The organism is Olleya sp. ITB9, from assembly GCF_001315805.1.
In the GTDB taxonomy this organism is placed as follows: domain Bacteria; phylum Bacteroidota; class Bacteroidia; order Flavobacteriales; family Flavobacteriaceae; genus Olleya; species Olleya sediminilitoris.
In genome coordinates this window covers 1-20,112 of sequence record NZ_BCBW01000038.1, presented here as the reverse complement: position 1 = coordinate 20,112, position 20,112 = coordinate 1, and the positions used below count along the sequence as shown (strand labels likewise).

At 32.0% G+C, this 20,112-nt stretch carries 16 protein-coding genes; 7 read left to right on the top strand and 9 right to left on the bottom strand.

What is annotated here, in order from left to right:
• Positions 1-5: 5 nt before the first annotated feature.
• The 8 genes from ITB9_RS10735 to hemA all read right to left on the bottom strand — a co-directional run bounded on the left by ITB9_RS10735 (position 6) and on the right by hemA (position 6,916).
• Positions 6-395 (bottom strand): YchJ family protein, encoded by a 390-nt coding sequence (locus ITB9_RS10735; protein ID WP_054852222.1) that lies wholly within the window; start codon positions 393-395, stop codon positions 6-8.
• Between the two features lies 1 nt (position 396).
• Positions 397-1,299: an oxygen-dependent coproporphyrinogen oxidase gene (gene hemF, locus ITB9_RS10730; RefSeq protein WP_054852221.1), complete on the bottom strand. Its 903-nt coding sequence runs from the start codon at positions 1,297-1,299 to the stop codon at positions 397-399.
• Positions 1,300-1,301: 2 nt separating this feature from the next.
• Positions 1,302-1,649, bottom strand: a complete 348-nt coding sequence (locus tag ITB9_RS10725; RefSeq protein ID WP_054852220.1) for a 5-carboxymethyl-2-hydroxymuconate Delta-isomerase — start codon at positions 1,647-1,649, stop codon at positions 1,302-1,304.
• Positions 1,650-1,655: 6 nt separating this feature from the next.
• The gene (locus ITB9_RS10720; protein WP_054852219.1) at positions 1,656-2,189 is read right to left on the bottom strand and encodes a GNAT family N-acetyltransferase; all 534 of its coding nucleotides are present in this window, start codon (positions 2,187-2,189) and stop codon (positions 1,656-1,658) included.
• Positions 2,189-2,941, bottom strand: coding sequence for an EI24 domain-containing protein (locus ITB9_RS10715; RefSeq protein WP_054852218.1), 753 nt, complete (start codon positions 2,939-2,941; stop codon positions 2,189-2,191). The genes ITB9_RS10720 and ITB9_RS10715 overlap by 1 nt, the downstream gene beginning before the upstream one ends.
• A gap of 30 nt (positions 2,942-2,971) precedes the next feature.
• Positions 2,972-3,997: a uroporphyrinogen decarboxylase gene (gene hemE / locus ITB9_RS10710; protein WP_054852217.1), complete on the bottom strand. Its 1,026-nt coding sequence runs from the start codon at positions 3,995-3,997 to the stop codon at positions 2,972-2,974.
• A gap of 89 nt (positions 3,998-4,086) precedes the next feature.
• On the bottom strand, positions 4,087-5,661 hold the full coding sequence (gene hemC / locus ITB9_RS10705; protein WP_054852216.1) for a hydroxymethylbilane synthase: 1,575 nt from the start codon (positions 5,659-5,661) through the stop codon (positions 4,087-4,089).
• The gene (gene hemA / locus ITB9_RS10700; protein WP_028288750.1) at positions 5,654-6,916 is read right to left on the bottom strand and encodes a glutamyl-tRNA reductase; all 1,263 of its coding nucleotides are present in this window, start codon (positions 6,914-6,916) and stop codon (positions 5,654-5,656) included. Before hemA ends, hemC begins: the two co-directional genes overlap by 8 nt.
• A 195-nt stretch (positions 6,917-7,111) precedes the next feature.
• On the opposite strand from hemA, the gene ITB9_RS10695 reads away from it, so the two are divergent.
• Entirely contained in the window at positions 7,112-8,005 is an 894-nt protein-coding gene (locus ITB9_RS10695) for a helix-turn-helix transcriptional regulator (RefSeq protein ID WP_054852215.1), read from the top strand.
• A 36-nt stretch (positions 8,006-8,041) separates the two neighbouring features.
• Here the strand turns inward: ITB9_RS10695 and ITB9_RS10690 are convergent, their stop codons facing one another.
• A complete protein-coding gene (locus ITB9_RS10690) occupies positions 8,042-11,524 on the bottom strand; it encodes a TraB/GumN family protein (RefSeq protein WP_054852214.1) in 3,483 nt (1,160 codons plus the stop codon).
• 154 nt (positions 11,525-11,678) lie between these two features.
• Here ITB9_RS10690 and hemH point away from each other — a divergent pair, with 154 nt between their 5' ends.
• From hemH to ITB9_RS10660, 6 genes are read left to right on the top strand one after another with little or no spacing between them, the layout of a single operon-like run.
• Positions 11,679-12,710: a ferrochelatase gene (gene hemH / locus ITB9_RS10685; protein WP_054852213.1), complete on the top strand. Its 1,032-nt coding sequence runs from the start codon at positions 11,679-11,681 to the stop codon at positions 12,708-12,710.
• Positions 12,710-14,068 (top strand): MATE family efflux transporter, encoded by a 1,359-nt coding sequence (locus ITB9_RS10680; RefSeq protein ID WP_028606720.1) that lies wholly within the window; start codon positions 12,710-12,712, stop codon positions 14,066-14,068. The genes hemH and ITB9_RS10680 overlap by 1 nt, the downstream gene beginning before the upstream one ends.
• 41 nt (positions 14,069-14,109) lie before the next feature.
• Complete coding sequence (locus ITB9_RS10675; protein WP_054852212.1) at positions 14,110-17,199, top strand: exo-alpha-sialidase; 3,090 nt, start codon at positions 14,110-14,112, stop codon at positions 17,197-17,199.
• Entirely contained in the window at positions 17,199-17,747 is a 549-nt protein-coding gene (locus tag ITB9_RS10670; protein ID WP_054852211.1) for a CopD family protein, read from the top strand. Before ITB9_RS10675 ends, ITB9_RS10670 begins: the two co-directional genes overlap by 1 nt.
• A 57-nt stretch (positions 17,748-17,804) precedes the next feature.
• A complete protein-coding gene (locus ITB9_RS10665; protein ID WP_082396170.1) occupies positions 17,805-19,256 on the top strand; it encodes an ATP-binding protein in 1,452 nt (483 codons plus the stop codon).
• 46 nt (positions 19,257-19,302) lie between these two features.
• A complete protein-coding gene (locus ITB9_RS10660) occupies positions 19,303-20,085 on the top strand; it encodes an enoyl-CoA hydratase/isomerase family protein (protein ID WP_054852210.1) in 783 nt (260 codons plus the stop codon).
• The last annotated feature ends 27 nt before the right edge of the window (positions 20,086-20,112 follow it).

The following is a 20,112-nucleotide window of genomic DNA, read 5'->3' as shown; positions in this document are numbered from 1 at the left end:
TTTTATTAATTTTTGGCATAACCTAAGTAATACCATTTGTTGTTTTCTTTTATAAAAGCAGACTTTTCATGAATGACATCCATGTTGTCTTTGTCATAAAAATAAGCATTAAATGTTACTGTGCCTTTATCATTTTTACTTAAACCTTTGGTAGTTTCCAATACCTCTAGTTTTATCCACTCTACAGATTTCGCCCATTTTACAATCGCTTTTTTTTCTGAAACTGGTCTAGTTGTGGCATGATGTGTTTGCATTAAATAATCACCTTTTGCTAACACAAAAGCACTATATCTTGAGCGCATTAACTGTTCTGCAGTTTCGGTTTTTCCATTATTTAAATGAAACACTTCACAGCATTGTTTGTAGGTTTTGGTATTTCCGCAGTAACAAGTCATATTATACCCAATCTATTGGGTTTTTTAAAACGTTTATTAAACGTTCTTCTTCACTTCCTGGTTCTGGATGATGGTCGTAAATCCATTGTACATGAGGTGGTAAGCTCATTAAAATACTCTCTATTCTACCATTGGTTTTTAAACCGAAAAGGGTTCCTTTATCATGGACTAAGTTGAACTCAACATAGCGTCCACGACGTATTTCTTGCCAATCGCGTTGTGCTTTGATGTAGTCTAAATCTTTTCTTTTTTCAACTATAGGAAGATAGGCCTCAAGAAAACTATCACCAACTTCAGTAACAAAATCATACCAGTTTTGCATACTCATATCTTCTGAGGCTTTACAATAATCAAAAAATAATCCTCCTAAACCACGTCCTTCATTACGATGTGCGTTATAAAAGTACTCGTCACAACGTGCTTTGTATTTTGGATAAAACTTAGGATTGTGTTTATCACAAGCGGTTTTGCAAGTTTGATGGAAGTGTTTTGCATCCTCATCAAATAGGTAATAAGGTGTAAGATCTTGTCCTCCTCCAAACCATTGGTCTACAATATTTCCGTCTTTATCGTACATCTCAAAATAACGCCAATTTGCGTGTACAGTTGGTACCATTGGGTTTTTTGGATGTAATACTAAGCTTAAGCCACAAGCAAAAAAGTCGGCATCTTCAACACCAAAATATTTTTGCATACTATCAGGTAATTTACCGTGTACACCAGAAATATTAACGCCACCTTTTTCAAAAACATTTCCGTTCTCTATAACTCTTGTGCGTCCACCACCACCTTCTGGTCGTTTCCAAATGTCTTCTTGAAAGGTTGCTTTACCATCTATTTTTTCTAATCCAGCTGTTATGCTGTCTTGTAATTGGTGTATGTATTCAAAAAATTTATCTTTCATTTTTATACCATTGATTTGTTACAATATGTTGCTTTTTCAAAATCTCTTATATTAATTGCTATAAAAGGAATGTTAGGAAACAATTTTTTTAATTCTGTGACTATGTTTTTTGATAATTCAGCTTTTTGCTCAATCGTTCTGCCTTCCATGATATTAGCAAAAACATGAATGAAATCTGTTTTTTTTCCGCCAACCATATAATTGTCTGCAAATGGATTTAGACGGACTTTAATATCTGCTTCGTCAAATAATTTAGTCTCTACAGCAGCATTATGTACAGTTAAAAGTGTGTTTTCAGGACTGTTTAAATCTAAAATGTTTTTGGAACAGTCTATTACAAAGTGTGGCATTAGTTGCTATTTAAATAATTTATACAACTCCATATTTAATGGATCTTCACCAATAGGAGTAAATTCGTTTTTTAAAGTTTTAATCCATTTAAAACCATTTGTTTCAGCAACTTTTATACTGCTTTTATTAGTGTTGTGGACTATAATTTTAAGTGTCTTTAAATGTAATTCTGTAAAAGCATATTCTATTAAAAATTTAATGGCTTTGGTGGTAACGCCTTTACCTTTATAAGTGTAACCTATGCAATAAGCAAACTCACCTTGGTTTGTAGACCAGTTTAAGTCTTTAATGTAGATTATTCCTGATATTTCTCTGGTTTGAATATGTTTTAAAGTGAATAAAAATTCCTCTTTATTTTTAAATTGTTTAGCTTTTTTATTTACGAATATTTCCGATAGCGTAGGTGTTAGGTTTTGCGCTATAGTTTTTGGAAAATAACGTTGTAATCTGTCTTGATTGGCAATTATAAAATCACATAGTTTCCAAGCGTCTCCACTGTGGATGGGGTTGATTTCAAATGTGTCAAATTGTGCAATCATTACATTAAAGTTTGATTACTTGTTTTTAGTTTTTTGACGGTTGTTAAAGTTCCAGCAGTTACACTAAGTGGCAAAACAAGTATTACACCTATAAATGGTATGAATAGGCATAGAATAAAAACAAGTCCGTTACCTATTGCTAATCCGCGATTTTGTTTAATAAATTTAACGCTGTCTTTGTAATTTAAATGACGTTCTAAAGTGTAATCCATATTACCAAAACCAGCATAATAGGATTGTACCATAATTAATAAAGCTGTAGAAAAGATATTAACTACAGGTATAAATTTAAGTAGTAATATAGGAATAGTTATTAAAAGCTCGCGTCCAAGATTTCTAATATTTATTCTTATGCCTCGCCAAAGTTGTTCTTGAAAAGAGGTTTTTCTGTGATTGTGTTTAACAATTCCTGTTATATGAGTTTCGATTTTTTCTGAAACTGGACTCATAAATGGAGCAGATAAAGCCATTATTATGTGTTTGTATAATATTAAGCCAATTGCAATTATAATGATGCCTCCAATTATTGTAGAGATTGTTGTAAAGGTTTGTTTTCCCCAATCCCAAAACCAGATTTTTGCAATAAATTGTCCGATATTATCAGAAAGTCCGTAAGCTGTAACGCCAATAATAGCAGCTGTTATAATGCTAATAATAATAGGAATAAAAAAATACTTCCAAAGTTTAAGTCTTGAAATTAGTGCAAGAGCACCTGAGTATCCATTTATTCCTTTTATTATGTTTTGTATCATAACTAATAAGACGTCATGTGTAACGTTTTGTTACGCTTTATATTCTTTTACTGCATCAATAAATGCTTTTGCGTTTTCTAGAGGTATGTTTGGTAAAATACCATGACCTAAATTAACGATGTATTTGTCTTTACCAAAGTCGTTAATCATTTGAGTTACCATTTTTTTAATTTCTGCTGGTGGAGAAAATAATCTTGTTGGATCAAAATTACCTTGAAGTGTGATGTTTCCTCCAGTTAAATAACGTGCATTTCTAGCAGAACACGTCCAGTCTACACCTAATGCTGCTGCACCAGATTTAGCCATTTGGTCTAAAGCAAACCAGCATCCTTTCCCGAAAGCAATAACAGGAGCGTCATCTTTTAATGCGTCAATAATTTGTTGGATATATTGCCAAGAAAATTCTTGATAATCTACTGGTGACAACATGCCTCCCCAAGAATCAAATACTTGAACAGCATTACAACCTGCTTTTACTTTTTCTTTTAAATATGCAATAGTTGTATCTGTAATTTTTTGTAATAATTGGTGTGCAGCTACAGGATTTGTAAAACAAAACTCTTTTGCTTTGTCAAAGTTTTTAGATCCTTGACCTTGCACACAATAGCATAAAATGGTCCATGGTGAACCTGCAAAACCTATTAACGGAATTTCGTTGTTTAGTTTTTCTTTAGTTGCTTTTATAGCTTGGTAAACATAGTCTAATGCTTCTTTTACATCAGGTACGATAACATTGTCTACATCTTTTTGTGTACGTATTGGATTTGGTAAATATGGTCCAAAATTAGGCTTCATTTGCACCTCAATATTCATGGCTTGAGGTATAACTAAGATGTCACTAAATAATATTGCAGCATCCATACCGTAACGACGTATTGGTTGTACAGTAATCTCACTAGCTAATTCTGGAGTTTGGCAACGTGTAAAAAAGTCGTATTTAGCTTTTATTTCCATGAATTCAGGAAGATAACGTCCTGCTTGACGCATCATCCAAACTGGTGGACGTTCTACGGTTTCTCCTTTTAATGCTCTTAAAAATAAATCGTTTTTTATCATCTTAGTTTTCCGTTAAAACGGAATGTTTTTAATTCAACTTAAATTTATATTGATTGTACTGTTATTAACTAAATTAGTTAATATGATGTTTATACGTAATGTTGGTTAACTAATTCTATAACACTTTCTACTGTTGGTACTTTAGCTACGCGTACATCTTTAAAGTGCTTTTTAGCCTCTTTTGCAGTGGTTTCTCCAATACAAAATGCGATACCTTTTACTTCGTTTTCTTTTTTGTAACTCTGTATTGTTGACGGACTGTAAAACATAACACCTTCAACAGATTCTGGTAATTTCACGCTATCTAATTTTGTTTGATAGGCTTCAACTTCATTAACTATAATGTTGTTGTCTGTTAATATTGTTGGTAAATCATCTAATCTTAGGTCGCTACAGAAGTAGGTTACCTCAGTACCTTCGATATTATCTACAAGATATTCTGCCAGTTTTTTAGCGTTTTTAGCTGTATGTGTTACTTTACCTATTCGGTTCTCAATCATTTTTTTAGTACGTCTTCCAACGCAGTAAATGTTTTTAAACTGAAGCTCTACCGCTGAATAGTTAGTCAATAAAGCTTCTACAGCATTTTGACTTGTGATAACAACATTTTGGATTTCATTTTTAAGAAATCTTGGATGTATACGGTTTAAGCTGATTTTTACAAAGTCAGAACTCTCGACCTTTACCTTATCGTTTAGTAAAAAACGTTGATCATCTGTTAATGATTTAGTTGAGTATATGTTTGTTGGAACATGAGACTCTTTTAACTCGTCCATTAAACGGTTTCCACCACGTTCTAAAATGTAGTCTGCACACCATTGTGCAATATCATGGTGTTCGCCTAAAGCTTTGACACGTTTAACATGTATTTTTTTGGTTCCGTCTTTACTTAAAAGTATGCCTTCAAAAGTGACTTCTTCGTCTTTTATAAATGCAAGTCCTCCAATTGGAGCTGTACAACCACCTTCAAGTTTATTTAAAAATTCGCGCTCAATTGTCGTACAAATTTCTGTTTCTTCGTGGTTTATTTCTTTTAAAATAGCAAGTGTTTCCTCGTCTTCTTCAAGTGCAGCAATCATAATTGCACCTTGAGCAGGAGCAGGAATCATCCATTCTAAATTTACTGCATCTTCTGGTCTAAGGTCAAGTCGACCAATACCTGCAGCTGCAAATATGGCTCCATTCCAGTCACTATCTTCTAGTTTTTGTAACCTTGTGTTTACATTACCTCTAATGTCTACAACAGTATGTGTTGGGTAACGATTTAACCATTGTGCACGACGACGTAAACTTCCGGTTGCTATTGTTGCTTCTCTAGCACCTAAAAACTCTTCGTTATGTTTAAATAATAAGGTATCTCTAACATTACCACGTTTTAAAACAGCAGCTTGAACGATTCCTTTTGGTAATAATGTTGGTACATCTTTTAGACTATGCACTGCAATATCAATATCTCCATTTAACATGGCAATATCTAAAGTACGAGTAAAAATTCCTGTGATTCCTAATTCGTACAATGGTTTGTCTAAAACTAAGTCTCCTGTAGATTTTACAGGTACTAATTGTGTTTGATGACCTAAATGTTCTAGTTGACTTTGTACTGCTTTTGCTTGGTATAGTGCTAACTCGCTATCACGAGTTCCTATTCTAATTATTTTAGACATGCTTTGAGGTGTTTTCTAATTGAAACACTTTTTTAATTAATTCCAAACTTTCGTCAGTTGAGAAGGCATCATCTTTTAAATGATGTGCGAAATGATTGGTTATTTTTTGAATAATTTTATTACTTATAACTTCGGCTTGCTCTTCATTAAAGTTAGCCATTTTTTTTCGTTGCGTATCTAATTCAGCATTTTTAAAACTTTGAAGTTTGTGTTTTAACGCTTTAATTGTAGGTGCAAATTTTCTTGTTTCTAACCATCCGATAAATTCGGCTTTAATATCTTCTATAATGCTTTCTGCTAACGGAATATGTTTTTTTCTACGCTCTAAAGTTTCGTCTGTAATTTGTGATAAATCGTCTAAATGTATACGCTTGACGTTAGGTAAATCTGTTACATTTTCGTCTACGTTTTTAGGTATTGATAAATCTAAAATTAAAAGGTCTTTTTTAGATTGAATTAATTGTTTGTCAACCGTTGGGTTTTGTGCTCCTGTTGCAACAATTAATATATCTGCTTCATTAATTTCTTCTTGCAGATTAGCGTAATCTTTAACGACTAAATTAAACTTTCCAGCAACAGCTTCTGCTTTACCTTTGGTTCTGTTAATTAGTGTTATTTGTTCGTTTTTGGTATGTTTTACTAGGTTTTCACAAGTATTTCTACCTATTTTACCTGTTCCGAATAATAAAATGTTTTTATCCGTTACGTTTTCTATTGTATTTAATATGTATTGAACTGATGCAAATGAAACACTAGTTGCACCTGATGAGATTTCGGTTTCAGTTTTAATACGTTTGCTAGCCTGTATAACCGAGTTCACTAAACGCTCTATAAAAGGATTAAGTAATCCATGCTCTTTAGAGATTGATGTGCTTTTTTTAAGTTGTCCAATAATTTCAAAATCACCTAATATCTGACTATCTAATCCAGAACCAACTCTAAATAAATGAGAAATAGCTTCGTTACCTTTGTAGATGTAAGCATATTTTTGAAACTCGTCAACGGTTCCTTTTGTGTTGTCACACAATAATTGGATTAATTGATAAGGATGTTCTGCAAAACCATAGATTTCTGTACGATTACATGTAGATGTAACGATAAGACTCTGGATTCCGCTGGATTGTGCTTGAGATAAAAGCGCAAGTTTAGAGGTTTCATCTAAACTAAAATGACCTCTTATTTCTGCATCTGCTTTTTTATAACTTAAACCTAAGGCGTAAAAATATGTGCCTGTTGACATGTGATAGTGCTCCATTTACCTGACTGGGACTTTATTGTGAGCAAATTTATGATGTATCTTTTTTAAAAAGTAACGCTAAAAGAACTTTTAATAACGTTTGTGGTTTTTTATTGGTAAAAATGACCAAACTATGATAATTGTCATATTTTTGTAGTGAATACAACGGTTTAAGGCTTTATTGTTTAGAACCAATCTAAATAAGAAATTATTATGGCTGAAATTTCTAATGAAAAAAATGTCGTTAAAAGTTCCTTTAACGAAACACAGGTTGATCAAGATGTTTATGTCTTAACTTATCAAAATGAAACTACTACAAATCAGGTTGTTGAACGCTTTATTGATAGTAGCTTTATTCAGTTTCATTTTTGTTTAAAAGGTAATAGTGACTTTATTTTTAATAACGGAAGTTATGTTTTAAATATCGCAGAAGAAACATCTTTACTGCTATATAATCCTCAGAGAGATTTACCAATACATTTAAAAGTGAAACCGGATTGTTGGCTGGTATCTGTGTTGATTTCGATTAAAAAATTTCATGGTTTATTTAGTCAAGAAGCAGATTATATAACTTTTTTAAGTAGTGATAACAAGGATAAAAAATATTACAAAGACGGAAAAATTTCGCCATCTATGGCAATAGCATTAAACCAAATTGTGAATTATAATTTAAACTCGTCTATAAAAACACTGTATTTTAAAGGTAAGGCTTATGAATTACTGAGTTTATATTTTAATAGAGGTGAAGATGCTGATATTGATCAATGTCCTTTTTTAGTAGATGAAACTAATGTTGCTAAAATTAAAAAAGCTAAAGATATTATTATAGCTAGAATGTCTGAGCCTCCAACATTACAGGAGTTATCAGAAGAAATTAATTTGCCACTTAAAAAGTTAAAAGAAGGTTTTAAGCAGATTTATGGAGATTCTGTTTTTAGTTTTTTGTTAGATTATAAAATGGAAGTTGCTAGAAAACTTTTAGAGACAGGTAATAACAATGTAAATGAAGTCGGTTTAAAAGTGGGTTACAGTACTTCTAGCCACTTTATTGCCGCTTTTAAGAAAAAGTATGGTATTACACCTAAAAAATATGTCCAATCAATATAAAAAAATGCGCTTAAATTTTTAAGCGCACTTTTTTATTTAGTAGCTGTTTTCATTTAGTCGCATTCGGTTTTTATGGATGACTAGTTCTAAAACATCTTCTATGAGTTGTTCTTCTTCTTTATTTTCATCTATATACTCACCATTATAACCAGAGTCATAATACACCTCTGTTTGTAATCTGTTTTTGTGTTTGGGTTTTAAAAATCCAGTAAAATAAAATCTTTTTGTTTCGTCTTTACCTTCTTTTTGAACAAGCATATAAAAATACATGTCTCCAGTTTTGTCATCGTCTGTTTTAAAAGACTTTTTGCCTAAAAAGTGAATGGAGTCTCGTTCTTTCTCGATGGTTGTATTGCTAAACAATGAAGATTTAGCGTACATCTCTTGGGTTATTGCTTTTGTAATGTAGGGCTTGTAAAGTTTTTTGCGATACATTCTATCTACTAAAATGGCTTGATTTTTAAAGTCGTTTAATGTTTTTTCTTTTAGTTTATCAGGTATAGGTTCTTCTGCTTCTTCAAGTAAAATGTAGTAGGTACTTAATGCGGTTATATTATCACTATCTAGTAATTTGTTAAAAAAGTTTTTAGCATCTGCTTCATTTCTAAACGGAAAAATTAATTTTACATAAGCATAAAGAGAGCTGCTATATGATCTATATCTATAGCTGTTTTTAGAGCCTAAGCTACGTTTTACCTCAATTTTACCATCTTTTATAATCTGTTTTTTAAATTTTTTATAGTCCTTGGTTCTAATAAGGCTACTGTCTTTTAATCTGGATAACAATTCGTAAATAGGTTCTTTGTATTCTTCAATGGTGGTGTATTCCATTAAATCTGGGAATAAAGTTTTTTTAAGCTGCAAAGAGTCTTTGTAATTGTAAAACATTGAACTTATTGACCCACTTAAAGGTAAATCTTTGTCCATTAACTTTAAAAAAGTGTTATAAGATTTTTTAGTTTTTGTGTCCAATAAAGATCTTAAAACAGTGTTTTGAATATCTGGTTTAGAATAAGAATCTTCATATAACGTATTTAAAAATGCGTCTGTTCTAGGGTCTTCTAATTCTGTTAATTCTGAAATTAAAAAGGTTTTAAAGTCTTCTTTGTTTTCTGGAAATTCAAAATTTTGAATTAAGTCTATCATCTTACTTGCGTTAGATTTTTTAAACTTAATTTTATTTTTAGCCCTAAATACGATGCTATCGTTGTCACGTAATGCAGTAAAAAAACGATCGGTTTTGTCACTAAAAACAGACTCGCCTAATAGTGTATCTAATGGCTGAAAACTATCATAAAAATTAGTAATAAAACTTGAAGGTTTAGAAATAGTATCTGTAAGGCTTTTAATAGTAAAAAGAGTTCCTTTTTTAAGAATGTTTTTTGTGACGATTGCTTTAGCGCTTAATGAGTCTTTTAGGTGAAATTCATAAATATATTGATCGTCTTTTTTGTATTTGTTTTTGTTAGAGATGATGTAACTTTTAAAACCATCAATATGTTTCATGGTTTTGACCTGGTCATCAATTTCGTTCCATAAACTATCTTCATTTCTGTACATCTGTAAATCATGAAATTTAAGACGTGTAACAAAAATTTGCTCGTTGGCTTTAGAGTAGTAAGTGGTACGTTTTGTTTTTTCTTCGTAATCTTTAGGTTTACGGTAACTGTAATAATCGTTTCTAGGAGATGGTTTGGTGTTGGTTAATACCGAAAAATGTAAGGATGTATCTATGGTTTTTTCAAAGCCATCATGTTTAACTTCTTTAAGTTTGAAACTGTTAAAGTATTGTTTGGCTTTGGTTTGATCTTGGCCAACATAGCCTAATAAAAAATAGCTTCCGTCTTTAACAATGCTTTTTAAATGAATGTTTGTGTTTGAAGTCGAATCTTTTTTAGCAACTCCTTCATAACTATAATAATTATTGTTATTGTATTTACCTTCTGACGTTTCAATGTCAAAATCTTTAAAAAAGTTGGTAACTATAAATTTAGCTTCAAATTTATCTTCTTCTATATAAAAGACATCATTAAAAGCAACTTCTTTTAAAAAATAATAATCGTCATTAACCTGTCCTTGAATTAGTTTTTGCCCAACGTTTTTGATGTTATCAGTGGTTAGGTATTCAGGAAAATTAACTTCATATTTATTGTAAGCAGAAGTAAATTTTTTAAAATCTACGCTTGGTTTTTTAAATAAAATAGAGTTAAATATAGGAGCTTCATTTTGTAAAACATAATCCTTTTGTCCAGCAAATTTTATAACAATAAGTTCTAAGGGTGTTTCGTAAATATGGTATTTTTGATAGTCTCCTTTTTTAGTTTTGTTTAAAATACTAATTCCTGGATAGGGTTTATAGATAACGTCTTTTTTTATGATATCTCCAGGAATGTCTTCAAACAAAAAGTTGTCTAAACGATCTAATGTGGTTTCTTTTTCATATGGTAAATGTTTGTATGTATTAAATCTGCTAATGGTTAAATAAGCACCATTGGTCATATCTGGTGAGATGTAATATTTTTGACCACTATAATAAAATTCGTATAAGTTGGTAAATGCTTTTAAGCTAATAAAATCATCCGGAGTACTAGCAGTTTTCAAAGTTGGGCTAGCAATGTAATCTTCAATGGTTTCTTTTTTAGCTTGTGCAACTTTAGTTTGTTTAGAGGTTAAAGGTTTAACGGTATAACCTTTGTTTTCAAGCATTTTAAGCATTCCTTTTTTGCCAGGTAAATGCGCTGCACCAACACCAGCAAATACAGATTGTGTTTGCATTAAACTATCTAATACATGTACCATGTTTTCGTTGCGTATGTACAACATGTTTTCTCTAAAAAACTCAGTGTTAGATGCTGCTCCAATAGAGTCTAATAAAGTTAAATTACGGTCTCTGTATGTGTTTTCTTGTACTAAATATGGATTTTCTTTTTCGTATAATTTGGTCAGCCAAGGGTCTATTTTGTTTTTTCGTGCATTACGCTGTGCCTTAGCAACTAAAAACCTAGACTCTTCAATATCCTCTAAACTGTAAATGTTTTTTTTTCTTTTTTTACCAGCTTGGTAAATAAACATATCCAGGTAAGTTTCTTCTTCAAAATTATCTGCATAACCATCTTTTCTGTATAAATACCCATTTATCATTCGGTTGTCAGATCGTATACTTCCTCTAATTGCTACTTCTTCTGGGTGTTCTAAACCAAAAAGTGTTGAGTAAAAATTTTTGTCGTAAGACTGCGAGTAATTTTGTGGTGTTAAAGAAGTTGTTTTGTAATTAAAAGCTAACCATGTAGATGGGTCAGACTCTAAAGCAATACTTTCACTTTTGTCTAAAGCTTCAAAAAACACATCATCTAGCCTAAAAGCAACTTTAGCACTTACATGCATTGTACCATATATGTAAGATGATTTTTCTAGGTTGTTTCCAGAGATTTCCCAAAGTAAACTTTGTTCTGGTTTTTGATGTTGTGAAAACGAATTAAAAGACAGCACACAGCAAAGTGCTAAAATGAGTTTTTTCATAAATTGTAAGTGTATCTTCTTGTAAATATATTAAACTTAACTATATATAAAAGAGTTTGACTATATAATAATAGAGGATTAGTATAACCAGATTATCAATTTTTGGTCATAATAAAAATTAGAATTGTATTTTTGTTTTTGAAAAAGAATAAATATGAAAAAAGGTGTACTGCTAGTTAATTTAGGTTCTCCAGAGAGTCCAGAACCTAAAGATGTTAAGAAATATTTAGGTGAGTTTTTAATGGACGAACGCGTTATTGACGTTCCGCTTTGGGCTAGAACCCTATTAGTAAAAGGTATTATATTAAATACAAGACCAAAACAAAGCGCTAAAGCTTACAAAAAAATATGGTGGGACAATGGGTCACCATTAATTGTATTGTCAGAACAATTGCAAGAACAAGTACAACAGCATACTGATTTACCAATTGCATTAGCTATGCGTTATGGTAGCATGACTATTAAAAAAGGATTACAAGAATTAGTAGATAAAGGTGTAGAAGAAGTATTTTTAATTCCTTTATATCCACAATTTGCAATGGCTACTACCGAAACAATTTTAGTTTTAGCCGAAGAAGTTAGACAAGCTAATTTCCCTGATTTAAAAATTGACAGTTTACCAGCATTTTATAATAAATCAGAATATATCAAGGTTTTGGCTGAGTCTATAAAAGGGCACTTAGAAGGTAAAAACTATGAACATTTATTGTTTTCTTATCATGGTGTGCCAGAGCGTCATATTAGAAAAAGTGATATTACAAATGGTCACTGTAAGATAGATGGTAGTTGCTGTGCAACCGCAAGTAAAGCTCATGAATTTTGCTATAGACACCAATGTAAAGAGGTTACAAGATTAGTAGGAGAGTATTTAGGTTTAGAAGAAAATAGTTTTTCTACTTCATTTCAATCAAGATTAGGGTTTGATCCATGGTTACAACCATATACAGATCGTACTATTGAAAGATTAGGTAAAAAAGGAGTCAAAAACATGGCAATTGTAACACCTGCTTTTGTTAGTGATTGCTTAGAGACTTTAGAAGAAATAGCAATGGAAGGAGAAGAAATTTTTCATGAAGTTGGTGGTAAAGATTTTACAACTGTACCATGTTTAAATACAGATAAAAATTGGGTAAAATTACTAGCGGACTGGATTAATGATTGGTCAGTAACTCCTGTTGAAGCTTAATGCAAAAAAGCGCATCTTCAGATTTAGGTAGTCAACCCATAAGCAAACTCTTGATAAAACAAGCAGTTCCTGCATCTATTGGTATTTTAGTGATGTCACTAAACATATTGGTGGATACTATTTTTGTTGGTCAATGGATTGGCTCAACCGCAATTGCAGCTATAAATGTTGTGCTACCTGTATCGTTTTTTATTGCTGCTTTAGGTATGAGTATTGGTGTTGGAGGATCTTCTATTATCTCTCGTGCTTTAGGTGCAGATAATAAGCCTAAAGCATTAAAAACATTTGGTAATCAAGTGGCATTAACGTTAATGTTTACTGTTACTTTTGCTGCATTTGGGTTGTTTTTTGTAGATCAATTAATTCCAGCTTTTGGTGGTAAAGGAGTCATTTTTGATCCTGCAAAAATCTACTATGAAATTATACTTTATGGTGTGCCTATTTTAGGTTTTGTCATGATGGGTAATAATGTTATTAGGGCAGAAGGAAAACCGAAATTTGCCATGTATGCTATGTTAATTCCGTCTATTGGTAATTTGCTTTTAGATTACATTTTTATTGGTGTTATGGACTTAGGAATGGCAGGAGCAGCTTGGGCTACAACTGGATCTTATATTGCAGCTTTCTTATTCATTTTATGGTATTTTCTGTCTAAACATTCCGAATTAAAAATTAACGTATCTCATTTTAAACTTCAAAGCAATATAGTTGCAGAGATAGGCTCGCTTGGTTTTGTAACCTTAGCAAGACAAGCTGTAGTTAGTGTAACCTTTTTATTGGTTAATAATGTGTTGTTTGATTTTGGAGGTGAAACCTCAGTAACTGCATACGCAATTGTAGGACGCATGAGCATGTTTGCTTTATTTCCTGTTTTTGGTATTACTCAAGGATTTATACCAATTGCTGGTTATAATTATGGATCAAAGCAGTATAATCGTGTAAAAGAGGTTATTTACACAGCTATAAAATATGCTACAGTATTAGCAATTTTAGTCTTTGTAAGTTTAATGATTTTTCCAGAAGTAATAACCAGATTGTTTACAACAGATTTAGAAGTCATAAATGTCACGCCAAACAATATGCGTTGGGCTTTTGCTGCAATTCCAATATTAGCAATACAGTTGATTGGAGCAGCTTATTTTCAAGCAGTAGGAAAGGCTTTGCCAGCGTTATTACTAACGTTAACTAGACAGGCTATTTTCTTTATACCATTACTTTTTATTTTACCAATCTATTTTGGAGAGTTTGGAGTTTGGATGTCATTTCCAATTTCGGATGTTTTATCAACAATTATTACAGCCTACTTTTTAAGACGAGAAGTAAAGTTAAATTTAAATAAGAGATTAGAAGACGCGTAATAATCCTTATTTTTACTATTCGCAACCAATCCAGTATTAAAATGAATACTTTAAAATCACTATTATTTCTTTTTTTAATAGGAATTTCTACCACATCAAACGCACAAAATGTTAACCCTTCTGATTATTCTGGTTTAGAATATAGATTGTTAGGTCCTTTTCGTGGCGGAAGAAGCGCAGCTGTAACAGGAGTCGCTAATAAACCTAATTTATATTATTTTGGGTCAACAGGAGGAGGAGTATGGAAAACTTTAGATGGTGGACGTCATTGGGATAATATTTCTGATGGCTTTTTTGGAGGAAGTATAGGTTCTATTTCTGTTTCAAAAAGTGATCCTAATGTTATTTATGTTGGTGGAGGAGAAAAAACCGTTCGTGGTAATGTGTCTTCAGGTTATGGAGTTTTTAAAAGTGTTGATGCAGGAAAAACATGGATAGCTTCCGGATTAAAAAATTCTAGGCATATTCCTAGACTTGCCATAGATCCTACAGACCACAATATAGTTTACGCTGGAGTATTGGGTAATATTTATAAACCAACCCAAGATCGTGGTGTTTATAAAAGCATAGATGGAGGAAAAACATGGAAAAAAACCTTGTTTGTTAATAATCAAGCAGGAGTTGTAGATCTTTTAATAGATCCAACAAATTCTAGAATATTATATGCTTCAACTTGGCGTGTACAACGTACACCTTATAGCTTAAGTTCTGGAGGAGCAGGAAGTGCTTTATGGAAAAGTACTGATAATGGCGAAACTTGGACAGAAATTTCTAAAAACAATGGGTTTCCAGAAGGGACTTTGGGTATTATTGGAGTTACAGTTTCTCCATTAAATAACCAACGTGTTTGGGCAATTATAGAAAATAAAGACAATGGTGGTTTGTATAGAAGTGATGATGGTGGAGCTACCTGGAAACAAGTCAATAGTCAACGTAAATTACGTCAACGCGCTTGGTATTACACACGTGTTTACGCAGATACTAAAGATGTTGATGCGGTTTATGTCTTAAATGTTAGATATCATAAAAGTACAGATGGAGGAAAAACCTTTGGCACTTATAATGCACCACATGGAGATCATCATGATTTATGGATAGCTCCAGAAGATCCAAATAGAATGATAATTGGTGATGATGGTGGAGCTCAAGTCACTTATGATGGTGGAGAAACTTGGAGCACCTATCACAACCAACCAACATCACAGTTTTATAGAGTAACAACAGATAATCACTTTCCATATCGTATTTATGCAGCACAGCAAGATAATTCAACAGTCCGAATTCCGCATCGTACAGAAGGAAGATCCATTACTGAAGACGATTGGGAAAGTACAGCTGGAGGAGAATCTGCACATATCGCTGTAGATCCTGAAGATAATGATATTGTTTATGGAGGAAGTTATGATGGGTTTTTAACCAGAAAAAACCACAGAACCGGAACTGTTAGAGCTATTAATGTTTGGCCTGATAATCCAATGGGTCATGGAGCAGAAGGTATGAAATACCGTTTTCAATGGAATTTTCCTATTATATTCTCTAAGCATAATCCAAATAGATTATATACATTTTCACAACATGTACACGTAACTGAAAACGAAGGTCAATCTTGGCAAATAGTTAGTCCTGATTTAACTAGAAATGATCCTGATAAATTAAAGTCATCAGGAGGGCCAATTACACAAGACAATACATCTGTAGAGTATTATTGCACCATTTTTGCAACACAAGAATCGCCAATAAAAGAAGGGCTATTATGGGTTGGTAGTGATGACGGATTAATACATGTTACTAAAGATGGTGGTAAAAACTGGACAAATGTAACACCAAAAGGAATGCCTGATTGGATGATGATAAACAGTATCGAGCCAAGTAATTTTGATGCAGGAACTTGTTATGTAGCAGGAACAAAATATAAAACAGGTGATTTTACACCTTATTTATATAAAACCACTGACTATGGTAAGACTTGGAAAAAAATAACAAACGGTATTCCAAACGAACATTTTACAAGAGTGCTTCGTGAAGATCCAAAACAAAAAGGATTGCTTTATGCAGGAACAGAAACTGGACTGTATGTATCATTTAACGATGGTAAAAACTGGCAATCGTTTCAGCTTAATTTGCCAATTGTTCCAATAACAGATTTAACTATAAAAAACAATAATTTAATAGTTGCAACACAAGGACGTAGTTTGTGGATTTTGGATGATTTGTCAGTAATTCATCAAATGTCTTTATCTAATTTAAATGACGTGCAATTGTTTCAGCCTAAACCCACTTACAGAATGCGAGGCGGTTTTGCTAAAAACAGTAAAACTAACGGAACTAATCATCCTAATGGAGTGATAACTTATTTCAATTTAAAAAACTATAAAGATAATGATGAGGTAAGTTTGACTTATTTTGATAAACAAGGCGATACCATTAAGACGGTTTCCACTAAAAATAAAAAAGAGGATAAGTTAGAAGTTAAAAAAGGTTTAAACCAGTTTGTTTGGAATATGACTTATAAAGGTGCCGAAAAATTAGATGGAATGATTTTATGGTGGGCAAGTTTAGAAGGTCCTAAAGCAACTCCAGGCACTTATAAAGTGACTTTAAATGTAAATGGTGTTAGTACATCTCAACCTTTTACTATTGTAGCTAATCCAAATGCCGAAAGCACCCAAAAAGACATGGATCAACAATTTTTGTTTATAAAAGATGTAAATAAAACTATTGATAATGCACATCAAGCGATTAAAAGTATGCGTAAAGTAAGTCAGCAATTATCAGCTTTTGAAAAGCAATATAAAGATGATAAAAACTTAAAAGCCTTATTAGATAAGGCTAAAGCATTAAAAGAAAAGTTTACTAAAATTGAAGAAGCCTTATACCAAACTAAAAATAAAAGTGGTCAAGATCCTTTAAATTTTCCTATTCGATTAACAAATAAATTAGGGCATTTAAATGCATTAGTTAGAATGGGAGATTTTGCACCAACCGAACAAGATCTTGCTGTAAAAGATGAATTAACCACAAAAATTAATAAGCAATTAGAATCCTTTAATAGGCTTATAAATGATGAGGTTACAGCTTTTAATGCAGCCTTTAACGCTAAACAACTTAACTATTTATTTGTTCAAGACTAATGGAATATTATAATTATATAAAAGCTTTGCACTTAATTTTTGTGGTTACCTGGTTTGCAGGCTTGTTTTATATACCTAGATTATTTGTGTATCAAATTGAGGCGTTTCACAAACCCTCTCCTGATAAAGAAATTCTTGGTAAACAATTAAAACTAATGACCAAACGTTTATGGTTTATCATAACGTGGCCAAGTGCAATATTAGCAACCATTTTTGCTATTTGGTTGTTAATACTTCAGCCCTTTTGGTTGCAACAACCTTGGATGCATGTTAAATTAACCTTTGTAGGTTTATTGTTTTTATACCAAATCCAAACCCATATTTACTTTAAACAATTGCAAAACGATGTCGTTAAAAAAACATCTAACTTTATGCGTATGTATAATGAAGGTGCAACATTTATACTGTTTGCAGTTGTCTTTTTAGTAATACTTAAAAGTGCTATAAATTGGGTATTTGGAGTTGTAGGTATTTTTGTTTTAGGAGTCCTTTTAATGTTAGGTTTTAAGGCGTATAAGCGTATTAGAGATAAAAATCCCGAGGCATAATTCAAGCAGTAGCTTATCCAGTCTATTTTTTGGTTTGATTATTGCTATATTTAAACAATGAAAATAACAAAACTCTCATTACGACTTCGTATATTTTTTGCTATGATTTTTTTGGTGCTATTAGCATCCATTTTAATTGCATTAGTAGCAGCATACCAATATTCTGAAGAGACTCAAGATTACCATGAGCAACGTTTAGAGCGTAAAGAAAAAAATATTAAACGTCACTTAGATTTTGTAATTAGAGAAACGACTTTTGAGGTCATTCCTGAAAAATTACCTTTAATATTTAAAGATGAAATCTACAAAATTGCTGACATCCATGGGCTTAAAGTTAATCTATATGATTTAGAAGGATCATTACTAATTTCTTCTAAAGCCAGTCTACCTCTTGATGATGTTGAGTCTTGTATACAAGCAGAAATACTTAATAATTTATCTAATACTTCAGGTCATAAATATGTTGATATTAGAGAGGAAAAAGGCGAAAATTTTAGATCATCCTACACGTACATTACAGACCAAAAATATAAACCATTAGCCATTTTAAACCTTCCGTATTTAGAAAACGACGACTTTCTTTCTAGAGAGTTAAACGAGTTTTTTGAACGTCTAGGTTATACCTACCTTTTAATGTTAATTACTGCAATTGCATTAGCTTATTTTTTATCTAAATACATTACAAAAACACTAAAGACAATTAGTGATAAAATGAATCAAACACGTTTAGAAAAACGTAACGAAAAAATTGAAATAAAAAGTACAACTCAAGAAATTTCAACACTTGTAAAATCATATAATAGTATGATTGATCAAATAGAGGAAAGTGCTGTAAAACTTGCTAAAAGCGAGCGTGAGCAAGCTTGGCGAGAAATGGCAAAACAAGTGGCACACGAGATTAAAAATCCATTAACACCAATGCGATTGACTGTCCAGAGTTTTCAGCGCAAGTTTGACCCCAAAGACCCAGAAATAATCTCTAAATTAGACGAGTATAGTAAAACGTTAATTCAACAAATAGACACCATGAGTTCTATTGCTGGTGCATTTTCTAACTTTGCTAAAATGCCAGCACAACAAAACGAAATGCTAAATGTTGTCAAAATTGTAGATTTAGCATTAGATATTTTTAATGAAGATTACATTCATTTTGAAGCAGAAAAGGAAGAAATTATTGCCAAATTTGATCGTACTCAGTTAATAAGAGTGTTGACTAATCTAGTAAAAAATGGGATTCAGGCAATACCAGACGAGAAAACACCTAAGATAATAGTTAGTGTTTCAGAAAAAGATGAACATGTTGTTTTAGCAATTTCTGACAATGGAATAGGTATTTCAGAAGAAAATAAAATTAAAGTTTTTGAACCTAAATTTACCACTAAATCTAGCGGAATGGGTCTTGGTCTAGCAATGGTTAAAAATATTGTCGAAACTTATAAAGGAACAATTACCTTTGTAACACAAAAAAATATTGGGACAACCTTTACGGTTAGATTTCCTAAAGAATAATAATAAATCATTTTCGCTTTCGCGGAAATAACTAAACATACTTACAATGAATTTTGAAAACATCTTAAGCAGTTCAGAAAACGGAATAACAACTATTACAATTAATAGGCCTTCTAAATTAAATGCATTAAATAAAGCAACTATCGAAGAGTTGCACCAAGCATTTGATGCAGCTAACAAAGCAGCAGAAACTAAAGTTATTATTGTAACCGGAAGCGGAGAAAAAGCTTTTGTTGCAGGAGCAGATATTAGCGAATTTGCTAACTTTAGTGTTGAAAATGGAGGTAAATTGGCAGCCAAAGGTCAAGAGATTTTATTCGATTTTGTTCAAAACCTTAATACACCAGTAATTGCAGCTGTAAACGGTTTTGCATTAGGAGGAGGATTAGAGTTGGCTATGGCAGCACATTTTAGAATAGCTAGTGATAATGCAAAAATGGGATTACCAGAAGTTAGTTTAGGCGTGATTCCTGGTTATGGTGGTACACAACGTTTGCCACAATTAGTTGGTAAAGGACGTGCTATGGAAATGGTTATGACAGCAGGTATGATTGATGCAGCAACAGCATTAAGTTATGGTTTAGTAAACCATGTGGTTTCTCAAGAAGAATTATTACCTCTTGCTCAAAAATTAGCAAGTAAAATTATGAGAAACTCATCTGTAGCTATAAGTAAAGCAATCCAAGCTGTTAACGCAAATTATACAGATGGTGTTAATGGTTTTGAAACCGAAATAGAGCAATTTGGTGCTTGTTTTGGTACACAAGATTTTAAAGAAGGTACGACAGCTTTTTTAGAAAAGCGTAAAGCTGATTTTCCTGGTAAATAATATTTACTAAAATATATTATATAAAAA